Origin of the sequence: uncultured Caballeronia sp. (assembly GCF_964243625.1) — a bacterium.
Taxonomy (GTDB): Bacteria; Pseudomonadota; Gammaproteobacteria; order Burkholderiales; family Burkholderiaceae; genus Caballeronia.
This window is the reverse complement of record NZ_CAXTGZ010000039.1, coordinates 2184-19947: the sequence shown is the minus strand read 5'-3', so window position 1 is coordinate 19947 and position 17764 is coordinate 2184. Positions and strand designations below refer to the sequence as shown.

Here is a 17764-nt window from a genome sequence, read left to right as displayed (position 1 = left end):
GGTCTTTCTCTTTCGTCTCGCGCATCCTCGCCAAATCCGCCGCCTTCTCTCTCTGCTTTTTCGTCGGTCTCCCGTTGCTAGCGTTTGGCTCAGCCGACTCTGCGCGTGCTTTCGATCGTCCTGCGATCGTCTTGCGAATTTCTTGTACGCGCGCCAGCCGGCTGGGAACACCGTCCCCATAGCAACCATCTGCATGGGACCGGACTGAGCGCCCAAGCGCCCAGTCCGGTCGACACAGGAGAAACCGCATGAACGCCAACCCGAAATTCCTGTCTGCTGACGCCGTCGTCGACGCCGCCGCAATCGCCCCGCTGCCCAATTCGCGCAAGATCTACGTGACGGGCTCGCGTCCCGACATCCGCGTGCCGATGCGCGAAATCACGCAATCCGACACGAACGAAAGTTTCGGCAGCGAGAAAAACCCGCCGGTGTATGTCTACGATACCTCCGGCGCTTACTCCGATCCGGAGGCCAGCATCGATATCCGTTCGGGCCTGCCGGCGTTGCGCCAGGCGTGGATAGAAGAACGCGGCGATACCGAATCCCTCAGCGGCCTCTCCAGCGATTTCGGCCGCGAACGCGCCGCCGATCCTGCCACCGCGGACTTGCGTTTCAAGGGTTTGCACCGCACGCCGCGCCGTGCGGTAGCGGGCAAGAACGTCTCGCAGATGCACTACGCGCGACAGGGCATCATCACGCCGGAAATGGAGTTCGTCGCGATCCGCGAGAACCAGCGCCGCGCGGAATATCTTGAATCGCTGAGGACGAGCGGTCCGAACGGTGAAAAACTCGCGGCAATGATGGGCCGGCAGCATCCCGGGCAGGCTTTCGGCGCCAAGGCGTTCGGCGAAGGTGCGCCGAAAGAAATCACGGCCGAGTTCGTGCGCGAGGAGATTGCCCGCGGCCGCGCGATCATCCCGAACAACATCAACCACCCGGAAAGCGAGCCGATGATCATCGGGCGCAATTTCCTGGTGAAGATCAACGCGAACATTGGCAATTCGGCGGTGACATCATCGATTGGCGAGGAAGTCGACAAGATGACGTGGTCGATCCGCTGGGGCGGCGACACGGTCATGGATCTCTCGACCGGCAAGCACATTCATGAAACGCGGGAATGGATCATCCGCAATAGCCCGGTGCCGATCGGCACGGTGCCGATCTATCAGGCGCTGGAAAAAGTGAACGGCAAGGCCGAAGACCTGACGTGGGAAATTTTCCGCGACACGCTGATTGAACAGGCCGAACAGGGCGTCGACTATTTCACGATTCACGCGGGCGTCTTGCTGCGCTACGTGCCGATGACCGCGAACCGCATGACCGGCATCGTCTCGCGCGGCGGCTCGATCATGGCGAAATGGTGTCTCGCGCATCACAAGGAGAGCTTTCTCTACGAGCACTTCGAGGACATCTGCGAAATCATGAAGGCCTACGACGTCAGCTTCTCGCTCGGCGATGGCCTGCGCCCCGGGTCCATCTACGACGCCAACGACGAAGCCCAGCTCGGCGAACTGAAGACGCTTGGCGAGCTGACGCAGATCGCGTGGAAGCACGACGTGCAGGTGATGATCGAAGGTCCGGGCCATGTGCCGATGCAGCTCATCAAGGAGAACATGGACCTGCAACTCGACTGGTGCGACGAAGCGCCGTTCTACACGCTCGGGCCGCTCACCACCGACATTGCGCCGGGTTACGACCACATCACGTCGGGCATTGGCGCCGCGATGATCGGCTGGTTCGGCACCGCCATGCTCTGCTACGTCACGCCAAAGGAACATCTGGGCCTGCCGAACAAGGACGACGTGAAGACCGGGATCATCACGTACAAGCTCGCCGCCCATGCGGCTGACCTGGCCAAGGGTCATCCGGGCGCGCAGGTGCGGGACAATGCGTTGTCGAAAGCGCGTTTCGAATTCCGGTGGGACGACCAGTTCAACCTCGGCCTCGACCCGGACAAGGCGCGCGAGTTCCACGACGAAACCCTGCCGAAGGACTCCGCCAAGGTCGCGCATTTCTGTTCGATGTGCGGCCCGCATTTCTGCTCGATGAAAATCACTCAGGACGTGCGTGAATATGCGGCTAAACAGGGGGTGTCGGATATCGAGGCGTTGAAGCAAGGCATGCAGACCAAGGCCATCGAGTTCGTAAAGAAAGGCTCGGAGATTTACCAACGGACTTAAAAACTCACGCACGAAGAAAATGGAAACGGCCCGCCACATGCGAATGTGGCGGGCCGTTTGCTTTGTTCTGCGGAATCACCCGATCAGGCACTGTTTCTGCTCTCTGATTGAAAGAATTGGCGGGACCTGTTTTGTCGTCCGGGGAGGATGCGAGACAAGAACACGCCGATTCCGCGACACCTGTCACACCTTCTTGATTTATCGATTTGGAGAGTTGAAATGAACAAGATCAAACAGATTGGCGCTGCTGCTCTCGTGGTCGCACTTCTTGGCGGCCTGTCCGCCTGCGATCAAATGAGCACCCGTCAACGCGATACTGCAGTTGGCGCTGGCGTAGGCGGCGTGGCTGGCGCGGCCCTCGGCGGGAGCGCGCTTTCGACCGTTGGCGGAGCTGCGGCGGGTGGCATTATCGGCAATCAGGTCGGCAAGTAGTTCTTTAACGAAAGCGCTCGATACATGCCTGGCCGCTTGTGTTTCGATGCAGTTTCGCTCGCGGTTTCATCGCCTTGAAACACGTCGAAATATTCGCGGCCTCGCCAATGCTTTCCCACGTTTCAACGATGCGCTAGGCTCCTGGTATCAGTTTCTCGTTGTTCCGAACATCGCGTTTCTACGCAACCCAGGAGTCGCATCATGAACCCGAAGCTCGCAGCCGCAGCCCTCGTGGGCGCCTTGAGCTTGAGCGGCTGTTACTACGTGCCTTACGGCTACTATCCGTCTTACCCCGGCTACCCCGCCTACGCCGGTCAGCCGGTGGTCGGCACGGCGCAGGCGCAACGTGAGATTCCTGTGGCGCCGGACGGAGCTTCCGGTTCGGCTCCTGCGCAGCAGTACGACAACACTCAAAACGCACAGCAGAATTCAAGCAGTTATGCCTCTGCCACGCCGCCGCCCGCAGGCTATGCGCCACCTCCCGCCTACTACCCGGCTTACCCTGTCTATGCCCCATATCCGGCGTATTACGGTTATCCGTATGGCTATGGATACGGCTATGGCGGTCCAGCGGTTTCGATCGGCTTTGGATTCTGGGGCGGTGGGCACGGCGGTGGTGGCTGGCATGGCGGTGGCGGCCACGGGCATTATCACTAAGGGTTCGGCTTACTCCCGCCTTACCCGCTGGATGTAACCGTTTCACACCAGCCGCGCCGAAGTAGCGTGCTGGTTTGTCTGAAGGCGACGTTGCTCGGCCGGTGAAGCCCTTCAAGCCGATCTGGCACGTTTTTCGCTCCTGCCTCCGTCGAAAGCGCCGTTTCGCGCGCTCCGTCAGGGGACTCCTTATCATGCTGGTCTTTACGCTGATCCTTCTTTGGCTCGCAGCTTGCCTGGGCGTACTCTCCGTCTGGGTGCTGCGCGATGCGCCGTCCGCGGATGCGTCGCCTGGCGCCGCCGTGCAAGAGCCGACCACTCAATAAAACGAGACAGCCGTGGGTATTCATCCCTTGACGTCTGTCCACATCGCCCTATTCTTAGTCGGTACACGTTCGCCGATCACTTACTTAATGCGTTAAAAGCGCGCTGACGTCTGGATCGCAACCGCGATCGCCAGAATCGGAACTGCCGCGCGTCCTTGAAAAATAAGAACCAGGAGACGTTATGTTCCACCAGATTCTGACGCCAGTCAGCGGCTCGCTCGGCTGGTCTTTCCTCGTGGCGGCGCTGCCCATTATTGTCGTGCTCGTCTTGCTCGGATGGGCGCGCAGGCCTGCGTGGCAGGCGTCTCTAGCGGGACTCGTCGTTGGGATCGTGATAGCGATCGGCGTGTGGCATTTCCCGGTAGGACTTGCTCTCGATTCTGTGGCGGCCGGCGCGGTGTTCGCCGTCTGGCCTGTGATGTGGATCGTCTTCGCGGCCATCCTGCTCTACAACATTGCACAACGCTCCGGCCGCTTCGAAGCATTCCGCATGTGGATGATCGATAACCTGCCGAACGACCGGCGCATCGTGCTGGTTGTCATCGGCTTTTCTTTTGGCGCGCTGCTCGAGGGTATCTCCGGGTTCGGCACGCCGATCGCGATCACGAGTTCGCTCTTGATCCTGCTCGGCTTTCCTACGCTGGAAGCGCTGACGTTCACGCTGATCTTCAACACGGCGCCGGTTGCGTTCGGCGCGCTGGGCGTGCCGATCACCGTGCTCGGCGCCGTTACTCACCTTCCCACCGATGCCCTCGCAAAGATGGTCGGCCGCCAGTTGCCGTTCTTCGCGCTGATGCTGCCGTTCTACGTGATCGGTGTCTACGCGGGCTTTCGCAACATGCTCAAGATCTGGCCGGTGCTGCTGGTTGCCGGCGGGACGTTCGCGCTCACGCAATTCGTGACATCGAATTTCATCAGTTACTCGCTCACCGATGTCCTGTCGTCACTCGTCTCCCTGATCCTCACGATCGCGTTCCTGCGCGTCTGGAAACCCGCACCCGATGAACGCTTTGCGGTGAACGTGGATCGCGTGGCGCAGACACGCGGCAAACTTTCCGGCGGACATGGCTGGGTGCCGTGGATCGTGGTGTCAGTGGTCGTGATCGTGTGGACGGTGGCGAAGATCTTCATGATCGGCGATGTAAAAGTGGCATGGCCCGGACTCGACAAAGCCGTCTTCATCACGCTCTACAACCAGCCATATGCCGCAATCTGGGATTTCCAGCCGCTCGCCACAGGCACGGCTATCCTGGTGGCGGCGATCATCACCGCGTTGATCGTGAAGCTGCCGGCGCGTGAATTCGGCGCATCGATCGCGGACACGTGGATTCAGACCCGCATCGCCATTATGACTGTGGCGACGATCGTCGGGCTTGCGTACCTGATGAACTACTCCGGGATGAACTACACGCTCGGCCTGGGCGTGGCGTCGGTGGGCGCGATTTTCCCGCTGGTTTCCGCTTTCCTCGGCTGGGTTGCGGTGTTCCTGTCGGGCAGCGACACGTCCGGTAATGCGCTCTTCGGCAATCTGCAAGTGGTCGCCGCGCGCCAGCTCAATCTCAATCCGATCCTCATGGCCGCGACCAATTCATCAGGCGGCGTGATGGGGAAAATGATCTCGCCGCAAAACATCTCGACAGGCGTTGCTACAACGGGACTCAAAGGCAAGGAAGGCGTGGTGTTCGCCAAGACGTTCAAGCATTCCATCCTTCTGACGGTACTGCTCGGCGTGCTCGTCTGGCTGCAGCAGAACGTGCTGACGTGGATGATTCCGCACTGAAACTTTGTTGTCGCATCAATCTCCGACCACTCGCCCGCGCGTCGCTTTCACGGCGCCGCGGCGCACTTTTCCTTCGACTCTTCTCACCTGCGACGCACGCGTGGGTTTTGTCGCCACACGCGTGCGCCGCACGATACTCACACGCTGGACCATCTCGTCGAGCCGGGCAAGCGCCGCGGCGCGATTCATGTCCTGCGTGCGGTGCTCCTGCGACTTGATGATGATCACGCCGTCGCGCGTGATGCGGCTGTCGCGCAATGCGAGAAGCCGCATCTTGATCGACTCGGGCAAGGACGACGCGCGTATATCGAAGCGCAGATGGATCGCGCTGGATACCTTGTTGACGTTCTGGCCGCCCGCGCCTTGCGCTCGTACGGCGATCAGCTCCACTTCATTCGGCTGGATTGCATAGTCGATCATGTGATTCACGATGCCGCCTCCACAATGCGCGCCGCCAACCCCGAGTCACGCCGCGTCGGCGTCCGGACCGCCTGCGCAAAAACCGCCGCCGAGCCGATCACGTCAACGCGGCTACGCGCGCGCGTGATCGCCGTATAAACCAGTTCCCGCGATAACACGCGGCCGAACGCGTTTGGCAACACGAGCGCGGCGTGATCGAACTCCGAGCCTTGCGATTTGTGGACCGTCAGCGCGAACGCCGTGTCGTGAGGCGGCAACGCGGCGGGCGAGATGGCGCGCAACGAGCCATCGGCCAGGCGAAAGCAGACCTGCATTGCGCCGCCAGGTGTTGGCAGCGCAATACCGACATCCCCGTTGAATACGCCAAGCGCATAGTCATTGCGCGTGATGATCACCGGCCGGCCGGCGAACCATTGCGCGCCCGTACCCAATGTCACCGACGCCGCCGCCCGAACCCAGGCAGACACACGAGCATTGATCTCATCGACACCACGCGGTCCGTGACGCGTTGCGGCAAGTACGCGAAAGCGGTTGAGGGCATCGAATAGCGGCGCTGCGTCACTTCCGGTTGCCAGCGCTTCGGCGAGCGCTCGCGCGTAGGGTTCGAAGCCGGCGTTGAGAAGCGCGAGCGTACGGTCGGCGAGATGCGGGCCGGCGTCATCGATGAGCGTTGCATTGCCCCCGGCCGACAACGCCGCAAGCGCTTCGTCCACCGAAGCGCTGCGAATCGCAACTGACAGCCTGCCGATATCCGATTCCAGCCCGAACCGGTAATTGCGCTGCAGCCATACCACGCAATCAGTCAGCGGGCTTTGCGCCTCCGCCATGGCGACGGCCGGCGCGACTGGGTGCCAGTCGAGTTCGGCGTAGGCGTCGCTCTCCGGCATGGGATACCACGCGGGCTCGAGGTCCGGCTCGACCGATACCTGATCCTCCTCGGCCCCCGGCAACTCACCGATAAACCGTTCCACCGGCACCGGCAACGCCGCAGCAATCCGCTCGGCGCCGCGCTGGCTGAAAACCGGCCGCGCGCTCAATTCCGCGAATACGGCGCCCGCTTCCACGGCCGCCAACTGGTCCTTGTCGCCAAGCATGATGAGGCGGGCATTTGGCGCAACCGCTTCGAGCAAGTGCGCGGCGAGCGCGACATCGATCATGGATGCTTCGTCAATCACGATCACATCGAACGGAAGCGGGTTATCGCGATGATGCCGGAAGCGCCCGTTCACCTGCGTGCCGAGCAGCCGTTGCAATGTGAACGATGTGCTCGGCAGTCGCGCCGCCAGCTCAGGCGGCAGACTGCCGGCGCGTTCGGCCAGCGCCTCCTGCATGCGCTGCGCGGCCTTGCCCGTTGGTGCCGCAAGCGCCACGCGCAAGGCGGGGTTCTGGTCGAGCAAACAGGCGAGCACGCCGACGACCGTCGTGGTCTTGCCCGTTCCGGGTCCGCCGCTCACGATCGTCAGGCGTCCCGACAACGCCACCAGCGCCGCTACGCGTTGCCAGTCGATGCCGTCGCCGGCGTTCTTTGATGCGGTGAAGTACCGTCCCACTCGCGCTTTCGATTCGTCTGGATCACTTGCGGCAAAGTCCCCCTGAGACCGTTCGACCAACGCCCGCGCGAGCCGCCGTTCATAGTCGAAATAACGTGCAAGATAAATGCGCTGGCCGGAATCAATGACCAGCGGCAACAGATCCGCAGCCGCTTCCTCGCCATTACACACAACACCGCTCGCGAGCAAGGCCTCGCGCACAGTGCCGGGTTGGTCACCGTATCGGCGCGCCAATGCGGCGAGTGAGATGCAAACATGGCCCTGCGTCGTCGCCCGGCTTACGGCGAACGCGGCGCGCTGCGCCCATCGGGTGTTGCCGGCATCAGGCTGAAGGCGCTTCGACAACACGCCGATCCTGCGCGCGAAACCATCGGCGAGCGCCAGGCTTTCGTCGGCGATGAGATTCAGATCTGGCGCGTTCATGCGACGACTCCTTGCATCAGGCGGTCGAGCGCCTCGATCAGTTCAAACGACGGCTTGCCGACATGCACGCCCGCAGGGTCGCTGCCATTGCGCCAATCCGGACGCACGCCGCGAATGAACAAATACAAATACCCGCCGATGTGCCGCTCGAACGCATATTCACGCAACCGGATCTTCAGATAGCGATGCAACGCGACCACATAAAAGAGCGCCTGCAAGTGGTAAGCGTGCGAAGCCATTGAAGCGTCCAGCGACGCACCGCTGTAATCGGCCGGGGCCAGACCAAGATGATTCGACTTCCAGTCGACGATCCAGAAGCGCCCCTCGTGTTCCACGATCAAGTCGATAAAACCCTTCACGAAGCCGCGCAAGGTTGCAGCTTCGAGTGCGACATCGGGGAAGCCGTGCGCGACGAGCACGCGCCGCAACGCTGCGAAATCCAGCGATTGCGCCGGGAACAGGAATTCGAGTTCGTTCATGCGGCGCTTTGGCGAAATCATGTCGAGCCGCATGCCCGGCACGAGTTCGGTTTTCACCGTGTCGGCGAGAACGCGCGACATCATCAACGGGAGATCCGTTTCTGGTGCGTCAAAAACGGAAAGCGGAACGGGATGTTCGTGCAAGGCTTTCTTGATGGCCTCAGGCCATGTCGCAGGCTCCGTGAAATCCGCCAGTTCGTACATCCTGTGCAGACATTCACCCGCCGACGGTCCACGCGGAAACGCGAGGATATCGTCGGGATCGAGTGGAACCGGCGTCTCGGGCAACGGAGGTTCGAGAGACACAATCGCATCGATGCGGCCGTCGTGGTCCGGGCGTTCGTCGGCGGGTTGCGGCTGGTTCGATTCTTCGCGCGCGCCGGCTGCTATCATGGAACTGAAGCTCGCGGTACGCCAGCTATCGCGCAGCACACGACGACTCGTCCGCGGCTCGGGCGAAAACGCCGCATCGCGGCGCACAACCAGCGGTTCGCGGACATCGATGACCGGCAACGGCTCGACCGAAATCGATCCAGTCGCAAGCGCTTGCCAGGCGCCGATCACATTGTCCTCTTCAGGCGGCTCGGCCAGCCAGTCACTGAACTCGCGGCCCGCTCCCGCGACCAGCCAGTTCAACACGCTGCGCCGCGATTCCTTCGCCGACTTGCCGATCAGGTACACGCCGCCCACCACATAACACCGATACACCGCGCGCGTCAGCGCCACATAGACCAGCCGCGCACGCTCGGCGGCCTGCTCGCGCGTCGCCAGGCCGGAAGCGCGCTCACCTTCTTCATCGGTATAGCCGTAATGCAGGACGGCTGCGCCTTCGTCGTGGTATTCGCGGGCATCAGGAAGGCCGGACGAAGGTGGATCGCGCAACGCGCCGTCGTTCAGGAACGGGCAAAACACGACCGCATATTCAAGTCCCTTCGATTTATGCACGGTCACGATCTGCACGAGGTTGCGATCCGATTCCAGCCGCAATTGCGCGTCCTCTCCCCCGCTCTGCTCCGCGCGTTGCGCGGCGAGCCAGCGCAACGTCGGCGCAATGCCCGGTTGCACCGCGCCGCGCGCCTGGATCAGCTCGGCGAGATGGTTGACGTTCGTCAAGCGGCGTTCGCCATCCGGCCCGACCACCAGGCGCTGCGCAATGAACAACTCGCGCGCGAGCGTGCGCCACATGACCGCGAAGCCGCGCTCGTGCCACAACATGCGGTATCGTGAAAATCGCTCGACCCAGCTCATGGCGTCGGAGGCATTTTCTACGGTCTCGCCATGCTCCATGTTCCATAGCTCGGATGCATCGAGGCCGAGCCAATCGGTTGCAAGCGCGGCGCGAAGGCGACGCAGGTCGCCAGGGGTATCGATAGCCGCCAGCACGCGCTCGATCTGCTCGGCGTCGAGCGTGCCGAACACCGACGCTTGCGCCAATTCCACACTGCCCACGCCCCAGTTCGCAAGCACGCGCTTTACAAGACTGCCCTGCCGGTGAGTCTGCACGAGCACGGCAATCTGCCCCGGCGAAAACGGCTTCTCGCCGATCAACACTTCGCCGTCCTGCGCACCGCGCAACAAGCGCACGATCTCGGCCGCGCATGCCTCGGCGGCCTGACGGTTCGCGTTCGTCTTCGACAACACCGATTCACCTTGCGGCAAGAGCCACACGCAAAAATCAGCGGTATCGGAATACGCGGCTGACGGCGTGTCATCGATGAAGGGTTCGCGCTCGCGCGTCCCCGCGCGCACGGGCTGATATGTGAGGCCATCGAGAATGAACGCTGCCGGGTTCGTGCTAAAAATACGATTGCAGGCGTCGATGATCGGCGCTGTCGAGCGCTGGTTGACCGCCAGCGTATATCTCGCCGATGCCTCTTCACGCGCCTTCAAATACGTATGCAGATCTGCCGCGCGAAAACTGTAGATGGCCTGCTTCGGATCGCCGACGAGAAACAGCGGCCCCTGCGGCGCAAAGATCCTGCTGAAAATGGCGAACTGCAGCGGATCGGTATCCTGGAATTCGTCGATCAACGCAGCCGGGTAGCGGGCACGCAGCGCGTCGGCGAGCCACGGGTTGGCGTCGAGCGCCTGATACAGGTTCGACAGCAGATCGTCGAACGAAACCACGCGACGCGTGCGTTTGCGCGCCGCCAGTTCGAGCGGCGCGTAATCGAGCCACTCACGCACGATCCCGAGCCACGCCGCGCGCTGCGCCGCTTCCGCGGCAGCAGCGGCGGCAGCGAGCGTCTCCGCATGGTCGAAGAACACGTGCGCGGGCGGCTCGTTCTTCACCTTCGTGCCTTTTTTCAACGCGCTTGCGGTGAGCTTCAGCGCTTCCTTCGGGGGCGCCGCGTGACAGTCGTTATCGGCGAAATAATCGGACCATGCGGCAATCGCGGCGTCGATCAATGCACGCTTGTGCGTGGTCTTGCTGAGCTTCGCTTCGGCATCGACGAGCAATTGCACGATGGTCGCGCGCTCTGCATGCCAGAGCGCGCAGGCCGTATCGAACAACACCCGTGCGTCTTCCCGCACGCCTGATTCCATTTCGCCCCAGCGCAGCGCCGCCAGCGGTTTTTTCAAGCGGCGCGAAAGCTGTGCATCGAGCGATGCCGGCCCGGCGCCCTTGCTCACCAGCCACGCAGCGAATGACGAGTCACGCGCCGCGGCGGGCTCGACCCGTTCACGCCAGAAGTCTGCCGCCATTTCGAAACGCAACGCGCTGTCGTCGGCTTCGAGTTCGAACGCGAACGGCATGGTTGCCGCAAACGGCGCCTCTTGCAGCGCGCGCTGGCAGAACGCGTGAATGGTGTGGATAGCGGCCTGATCGAACGTGTGCAGCGCAATCCGGATACGCTTGAGCGCTTCTTCCGGATCGACACGCTCGAGCGTCGTTTCGAACAGGCGCTCGATGAATGCGTCACCCGCTGTGTCGCCTGTTTCCATTGCATGCGCGATCTGCACGAGCCGCGAACGGATGCGTTCGTGCAATTCGGCCGTCGCCGCTTTCGTGAACGTGACGACGAGAATCGCGTCGGCGGCGAGCTTCTTTTCGAGCAGCAGCCGGACATAAAGCGCGCAGATGTTCCAGGTCTTCCCTGTCCCCGCCGATGCTTCGATCTGGTTCACGCCATCGAGCGGACACTCGAAGACATCAAGTTCGCCGATGCTCACGGTCGTTGCCATATTTGTTGCCATATTCGTCATGCGTCGCTCCGCAAGTGCTGCTTTAGCGGCTCGAAAACGAGACGAGCGAGCGTGGCGAAAGTTTCATCGAGTCTCAGATCCGAGCCCCGAAACGCGATGCGCAAAGCAGGATCATCCGACTCGCCACGCGTCCTGTCCGATATCCACATGCCCTGCGCCTTGGATTCGCTCTCCGTTACCCACGTCCACGCGCTCTTGGGGAAGAACCGCAATGGCAACCTCCGTCCCGCGCGATAAAGCGCCGCAAGCGTCGCAAAGTGAGCAAGAGGGTCGGCGACAGGCGTCAGTTCGAAACCGCTCGATTGCGCGCCGCGCCCGTGCCACACCGTGCGCCTTGGACCGTCGGGCAGCGCGGCGCAATACGCGAGATGGGCAAGCCACGCGGACAGATAATCGCGCGCACGCGGCACGTCGTACCGGTAGATGATCTGGCCTTCGTCGGTCAGTAGATTCAACGTGCCGTGGATTTGCATTGGTTGCAGGGCGTCCGCCTGCAACGTCGCGTCATAGCGTCCGAAGAGTTCGGCGTCGGGCCAGCGCGGCGCGATGTCCAACGCAAAAGGCAAACGCGACGCGCCTACTTCCGTTGCGATCCGAACGCGATTGGCAAGCGAATGCAACGCGCCGATCTCGCGAGATTGCCACACGCCGCCCGTCGCACCGCCCGGCATTTCAGGACTTGCGCGCGCAACCCGGCGCGCGCGATCGAGCGCACGAGTTTCGTTTTCAACGGTGAGTTCAAGCAGCGACGGCAACACACGGTCAGCGAGCGCCGCACGGCCGGGATATTCAAGCTCGAACGGTTCGGTATCGCCGAGTTCGCTTTCAGCGTCGAACAGCGCGATGCCAAGACGATCGCGCAGGATCGCTCGCGCCGGATGGCGCCAAAATCGCTCGAAATCATCGAAGGCGATGGGTTCGACGTCTTCCGCCGGCAACGGCACGCCGAAGAATCTGACGGACGGCTCGGTCTTGCCGAGCGCCAGCGTCCGGGCAAGCTCTGCGCGCTCGGGCTCATAGGTGAACAAGGGATTGCTGAAGTACTCAGGCGCGAATGGTTGCAGCGGATGCTCGAACACAAAGCGGCTGCGTGCCGCTTCAAGTTCCTTAGGCGACGCGTCGTCTCCCGCGACCGTCACGGCGAGATGATCGAGCAGTTCATCGATCAGCGCAGCGGGCGGCAGTGCGGCGTTGTCGCGAATGCTGCGTCCGGTGTACGCGATCATCAATCGATCGCGTGCAGCCAGTAGCAAGTCGAGGAACAAGTTGCGCTCGTCGTCGCGGCGTTGACGATCGCCGAGCTTGCCGAAACTTGCCATCAGGTCGAATTCGTCGGCACGCGCGAGACTTGGCAACATGCCGTCGTCCATGCCGAGCAAACAGATCACGCGATACGGCAAGCCGCGCAAGCTCGTCAGCGACGAAAACGTCACACCGCCCCACGGCACGCCGCCACGCGCGGCATCGTCCAGGGCATCCGTCAGCGCCGTGCGTAATACATCTGCGGGAATTTCGGTTTCGGCCGCGCCCTCGTTCATTGAAAGCATCAGCGAGTCGAGCGTTGCGCGCACATCGGCGATCGAATCGGCGAACGGCAGGCCAGCATCGAAAAATTGCGTGAGCGCGTCGAGCAGCGTTTGTGTCCACGCCGCGGGCGTGCGTGGTGTGGCGACGCGCTCGCCGAAGGCATCTATATGGTCAATGAAACGCGTCAACCGCCCGAGCAACTCCGAATCCGATCCGTGCGCGCCTTCCACGGGCAGCCATTCGTCGACAGGAGCGCCGCCATCGGGCAGCGCGTAGCCAAGGAAGAGCCGGGTCAGCGCATCCGAAAACGTATGGCGGGCTGCAGGAACATCCACGCCAGTGACGGCCGAAGGCGCGAGACCACGCCGCGCGCCCGCCGCCGCCAGCCATGTCTGCGCGGTTTCGAGCGCGACGGCATCGATGCCATAACGCGCCGCGACCGCATCGACCCGCAGCCATTCGATCAGTTCGGGTGCACCCACGCTGCGCTCGGGCAGCGCCAGCCAGTCAAGCAGCACACGCGCGACAGGATTCGCCTGCGATGGCGGCAGACCCGTGATCCGATACGGAATGCGCCGACGCTCCCCGGCCACGCCGGGCGGCGCAGTGCCGAACACGCCGTCGATCAGCGGACCGGCCGCGGCCAGATCCGGAAACGCCACGAGTACGTCGGACGGCTGCAGTCCGTCGACCTCGTCGAACCAGCCGAGCAGGCGGTCGTGCAGCACTTCGAGCTGGCGCGACAGACTATGGCAAACATGAATCTCGATCCCGGGTTCGAGAGAGAGTGCCTCCTCGGGTCCGGACGGCGCGTCCAGGTCGAGGATGGCGTTCTGCACGTGCGCGAGCCAGCTCGGCGCGGCGTTGTGCTCGAAATGACTGGCTTCCCGCGATGCTGCGCTTTCAGTCAGCTCATGCAACATATGCAGTTGCGCCTGCGTCTGGCGGCCCCATTCGGCAAGCAGCGGATGCCCAACCTCCTGGAAGTCCAGCTTGCCTGCGAGTTCGAGTTGTTCCACCCGTGCCTCGCTGACAATATCGAACCAGAATGCCCGGCACGGATTGATGGCGTAAATACGGACGTCGATCCAGCGCGACAGTTCACGCAGCAACGCAATATGCAGCGGCGGCATGGTCGGCAACGCGAACACGCTGACGCGCTCGGGCCACTCCGCCTTCATCACGGCATCGAGATCCAGCTTCGGCGATTCGGTCAGGAACTTGTACGCAGGCGGCGTGGGGTCACGCGCGTCGGTATCGAGCGCAAGATCGGCAAGCAGTGCGCGCCACAGATCGGCCTGCCAGCGTTCGTCTTCGCGCTGGATGGCGCTCGCGCCGGGCAGGCGTGGACCGTTGGCATCGATCGCGCCGCCGGTGGACGCCATGATCGAGCCGCCTGCCTGCCAGTGCTGCAGCCATTCCGGGCGGTATGTCAGATAGTGATCGAACACCGTCGCAATACGGCGCGCGAGTTCGTAGCGCATGGAATCGTCGGCTGCATCCAGATACGCGTGAAGCCGCGACGAACCCTCGGGCGCCGTGTCCTCCATTGCGCCGAGCAGACGAAAGCAGCGCCACACTAGCCGGTCCGGCGCAAAAGGAGAATGCTCGGGCACCTGTAACACGCCGCCAATGCGCGCCCACAACCATTGCGCGAGATAACACAGGTCAACGTTGGCGCAGATTCCGAAGCGCGCCGCCATGTCGAGTTCCAGCCGCCTTCGCACCGCCGCGCTCGGCACGATGATGGTCTGGCTTGCGAAGGGGTCACCATCATTGAGCGCGAACGCGGCAACGTCGTCCAGCAGCGCCTGCGACAGCGTTTCATGGCGGTTCGAATAGAAAAGTTCGAGCATGGATCCTGCTAGTTGAGCGTGAAAGGCAACGGCTCGTTCGGCAAAAGCCAGGGACGTGTCGCGAGGTGAAACGACAGGATAGCAAAGGCCGTTCTCCACGGCGATTAGGCCGAACGGCCTAGGTTTCGGCGCCGTCGAGTTGGGTTAGACTCGGAGCCACAATGAAAGGCGGGGCCGAGCGCCTCACAGGCAAACGGGACCACGCCGGGAAATTAGGAAGTCGATGCGTTACTCGCTAGAAATCAGAAAATTCATTTATAGCCAGTACTTCTTCGGCGGCTTGCGCATTGCGCTCGGCGTCTCGCTGCCTGCCGTCCTGATGCTGACCATTTTTCACAATCGTGAACTCGGCTTCACAATAGCGACCGGCGCATTGGGCGCGTGCGTGGTCGATATGCCGGGGCCGCTGAAGTACAAGCACAATGAGATGCTGGCGTGCACGGTGATCGGGTTTTTGTCGGCGCTTGCAACCGGGATTGCGAGCGCGAATGTGGTGACGTTGTGGCTGACCGTCGTGCCGCTCACGTTCGTGCTGTCGCTGATCGTGGTGTACGGCAATCGCTGGCCGCAAATCAGCTTCGCCACGCTCTTCATGATGATCGTGACGCTGGAAGAGCATTTCACCCCCATGCAGGCGCTCGTTTATGCATCGTGGATTCTGCTCGGCGGCCTCTGGTACACCTATTGGGCAACGTTCGTCAGCCGCTGGATGGTCTATCGGATCGAACGCCAGGCGCTCGCCGAAAGTGTCTTCAGTTGCGCCGAGTATCTGCTCGCGCGTTCCGAGTTCTACGATCTCGATACGAATATCGACGAATGTTATAGAAAGCTGATCGAAAAGCAGATTCAGGCGGTTGAACGTCAGGACGCGGCGCGTGACATCGTGCTGCGCAACCTGCCCAAGCTGAGGAGCGGCAAACTCGATCCGCGCCGCGCGATGCTCTTCAACCTGTTCATCAACGCGGTGGACCTGCATGAGATGTTCGTCGGCGCGCACACGGACTATCCGCTCGTGCGCAACACGTTCGGCGGCGCGGACATCCTGATCTTCTATCGGGATCTGATGCGAAAGTCTGCGCTCGATCTCGAAGACATTGGTCTGGCCGTGCTGCAGAATCGACCGGCGCGTCCGAAGATCAACGTGAAAGCAGAGTTGCGCGCGATCGAATACGAACTCGATCAAATGCGCAAACATGAAGTCCCGCAGAAGAACCCCGAGGCGTATTCGGCGGTGTCGTCGGCGTTCAGGCGGTTATGGAGCGCGACTCGTCTCATCGATAAAATGCGGCGCCAGACGCGGCACGATCCGAGCATCACGGAAACAGAAATACGCGTTGATCCGAAGCTGTCGCGGTTCGTGTCGAGCCGGCGCGTGCCGTTCATGCAGATTTTTTCCAATCTGACCATGTCGTCGCCGAGCTTTCGACATGCGCTGCGGGTGACGATCGCGGTCGGTATCGGCTTCTGGCTCGGACGCTTGTTGCCCTTGACCAACGCGTACTGGATCGTGATGACCACCGTCATCATTCTCAAGCCGGGCTACTCGCTCACCAAGCAGCGCAACGTGCAGCGGATCATCGGCACGGCCATAGGCTGTACGGCATGTGTCGGGCTGATTTTCGTGGTGAAGGATCCGCATGTGCTGCTCGTGGCCATGTTCGCCTGCATGGTGATGAGCTATAGCCTGCTGCTTTTCAATTACACAGCGAGCGTCGTTTTCACGTCGGCGTATGTGTTGCTGATGCTGCATTTGCTCGCACCAGGCGGGATGCGCCTGATTGGCGAACGGGCAATCGATACCGCCGTGGGTTGCGCAATCGCCATCGCCGCGAGCCACCTGTTCCCGTACTGGGAATACCGGCTGATGGGCAAGCAAGTGCACGACATGATCGGCGCAATGCGCAACTACCTCGAAGCGAGCTGGTGGTGGACGGGGAAGCCCGCGACGCAACCCGAAGCGAAGACCGCGACAAACCCCAATCTTTTCGCCGATGCCAATGCGGCGACTGCCGAAGCGGCAACAATGGCGCTCGCAAAGGCAGGAACGCCCGCTTCGGCGCCGGAAGCCGAGAGTGTGTCAATGGTTACGACCACAGGCGAAGCCGCGAGCGCAACCACTGCGGCCAAAACCAAACCGGTTTCCGGCGAAAGCACCGCGGCGACTGCTCAGTCGGGCGCATCGGCGGCCGCCGCCGAAGCCGCATCGGCCCTGGACAGCGATTTCAAATACCGCCTCGCACGCAAGAACGTGCATATCGCTTTTGCGAATCTCGGCCAGGCGTTTCAGCGCATGATGCTCGAACCCAAAGCGCAGCAGAAGTTCGTTCCCGAGCTCAACGACCTTCTGGTGCGCAGCCACGTGCTCGCGTCCCAGATCACGGCTGCCGGTCCCTTGCTGCAGTCCGTTGGAAAGTCCGCCGCGGGTCACGCCGCGCAACCCGTTCAACGCGCGCTGACCGTGATTCGTGACAATTTGACGCAGGCGCAAGAAGGCGTGCCCGCGCCCGACGATCAAGCCGAGCAATCGAAGCAACTCACGGTTGAACTGGATTCAATGGTGGTGGGCGCCGAGCGCGCGGAAGATATTCCGTTCGACGCCGTGCAGGACCTGAAGCTGCTCGCGCATCAGTGCAAGCAGATGCTGACGGCGTCGTTCCTGATCCGCAAGGACGCGAGCCTCATCAACTTGCCGGAATGAATGCGGCGCGAGTGCCGCGTTATTGCGAAGCGCCCGTGGCAGGCACGGCGGGCACCGTTGTGCCGGATGCGGGCGTTGCGTTTTCATGCTCGTAGTCGCGCTTTTCGCGGATCGCGTTGAAAAATAGCGTTCCGATCACAAGCAGCACAACGACCACAATAAGAATACTGATCGCGAAAGTGGGATTCTTGCGCGTCGGGGCCTGTTTGCGGCGGTCATCGGTCATGAAAAT

11 protein-coding genes are annotated in these 17764 nt (G+C 62.1%); 6 read left to right on the top strand and 5 right to left on the bottom strand.

Annotated elements, in window-relative coordinates:
* Nucleotides 1-248 precede the first annotated feature (248 nt).
* The 5 genes from thiC to ACFFAR_RS04495 all read left to right on the top strand — a co-directional run bounded on the left by thiC (nt 249) and on the right by ACFFAR_RS04495 (nt 5372).
* On the top strand, nt 249-2180 hold the full coding sequence (gene thiC, locus ACFFAR_RS04515; RefSeq protein ID WP_062169721.1) for a phosphomethylpyrimidine synthase ThiC: 1932 nt from the start codon (nt 249-251) through the stop codon (nt 2178-2180).
* Nucleotides 2181-2399: 219 nt separating this feature from the next.
* Nucleotides 2400-2612 (top strand): glycine zipper 2TM domain-containing protein, encoded by a 213-nt coding sequence (locus ACFFAR_RS04510; RefSeq protein WP_061999017.1) that lies wholly within the window; start codon nt 2400-2402, stop codon nt 2610-2612.
* A 201-nt stretch (nt 2613-2813) separates the two neighbouring features.
* Nucleotides 2814-3269: a hypothetical protein gene (locus tag ACFFAR_RS04505; protein WP_061999016.1), complete on the top strand. Its 456-nt coding sequence runs from the start codon at nt 2814-2816 to the stop codon at nt 3267-3269.
* A gap of 191 nt (nt 3270-3460) precedes the next feature.
* Nucleotides 3461-3592 (top strand): hypothetical protein, encoded by a 132-nt coding sequence (locus tag ACFFAR_RS04500; RefSeq protein WP_256701371.1) that lies wholly within the window; start codon nt 3461-3463, stop codon nt 3590-3592.
* Nucleotides 3593-3773: 181 nt separating this feature from the next.
* Entirely contained in the window at nt 3774-5372 is a 1599-nt protein-coding gene (locus tag ACFFAR_RS04495) for a lactate permease LctP family transporter (protein ID WP_174363443.1), read from the top strand.
* 15 nt (nt 5373-5387) lie between these two features.
* Here ACFFAR_RS04495 and arfB read toward each other — a convergent pair whose 3' ends face one another.
* From arfB to recC, 4 genes are read right to left on the bottom strand one after another with little or no spacing between them, the layout of a single operon-like run.
* A complete protein-coding gene (gene arfB / locus ACFFAR_RS04490) occupies nt 5388-5792 on the bottom strand; it encodes an alternative ribosome rescue aminoacyl-tRNA hydrolase ArfB (RefSeq protein ID WP_062000790.1) in 405 nt (134 codons plus the stop codon).
* Between the two features lie 5 nt (nt 5793-5797).
* The gene (locus ACFFAR_RS04485; RefSeq protein WP_375507562.1) at nt 5798-7765 is read right to left on the bottom strand and encodes an AAA family ATPase; all 1968 of its coding nucleotides are present in this window, start codon (nt 7763-7765) and stop codon (nt 5798-5800) included.
* Nucleotides 7762-11430, bottom strand: coding sequence for an exodeoxyribonuclease V subunit beta (gene recB / locus ACFFAR_RS04480; protein WP_375507561.1), 3669 nt, complete (start codon nt 11428-11430; stop codon nt 7762-7764). The genes ACFFAR_RS04485 and recB overlap by 4 nt, the downstream gene beginning before the upstream one ends.
* Before the next feature lie 17 nt (nt 11431-11447).
* The gene (gene recC, locus ACFFAR_RS04475; protein ID WP_375507560.1) at nt 11448-14834 is read right to left on the bottom strand and encodes an exodeoxyribonuclease V subunit gamma; all 3387 of its coding nucleotides are present in this window, start codon (nt 14832-14834) and stop codon (nt 11448-11450) included.
* A 223-nt stretch (nt 14835-15057) separates the two neighbouring features.
* Between recC and ACFFAR_RS04470 the strand changes: the two genes are divergently transcribed.
* Nucleotides 15058-17532, top strand: coding sequence for an FUSC family membrane protein (locus tag ACFFAR_RS04470; protein ID WP_174362794.1), 2475 nt, complete (start codon nt 15058-15060; stop codon nt 17530-17532).
* 19 nt (nt 17533-17551) lie between these two features.
* Here the strand turns inward: ACFFAR_RS04470 and ACFFAR_RS04465 are convergent, their stop codons facing one another.
* Nucleotides 17552-17758 (bottom strand): hypothetical protein, encoded by a 207-nt coding sequence (locus ACFFAR_RS04465; RefSeq protein WP_174362793.1) that lies wholly within the window; start codon nt 17756-17758, stop codon nt 17552-17554.
* Nucleotides 17759-17764 lie beyond the last annotated feature (6 nt).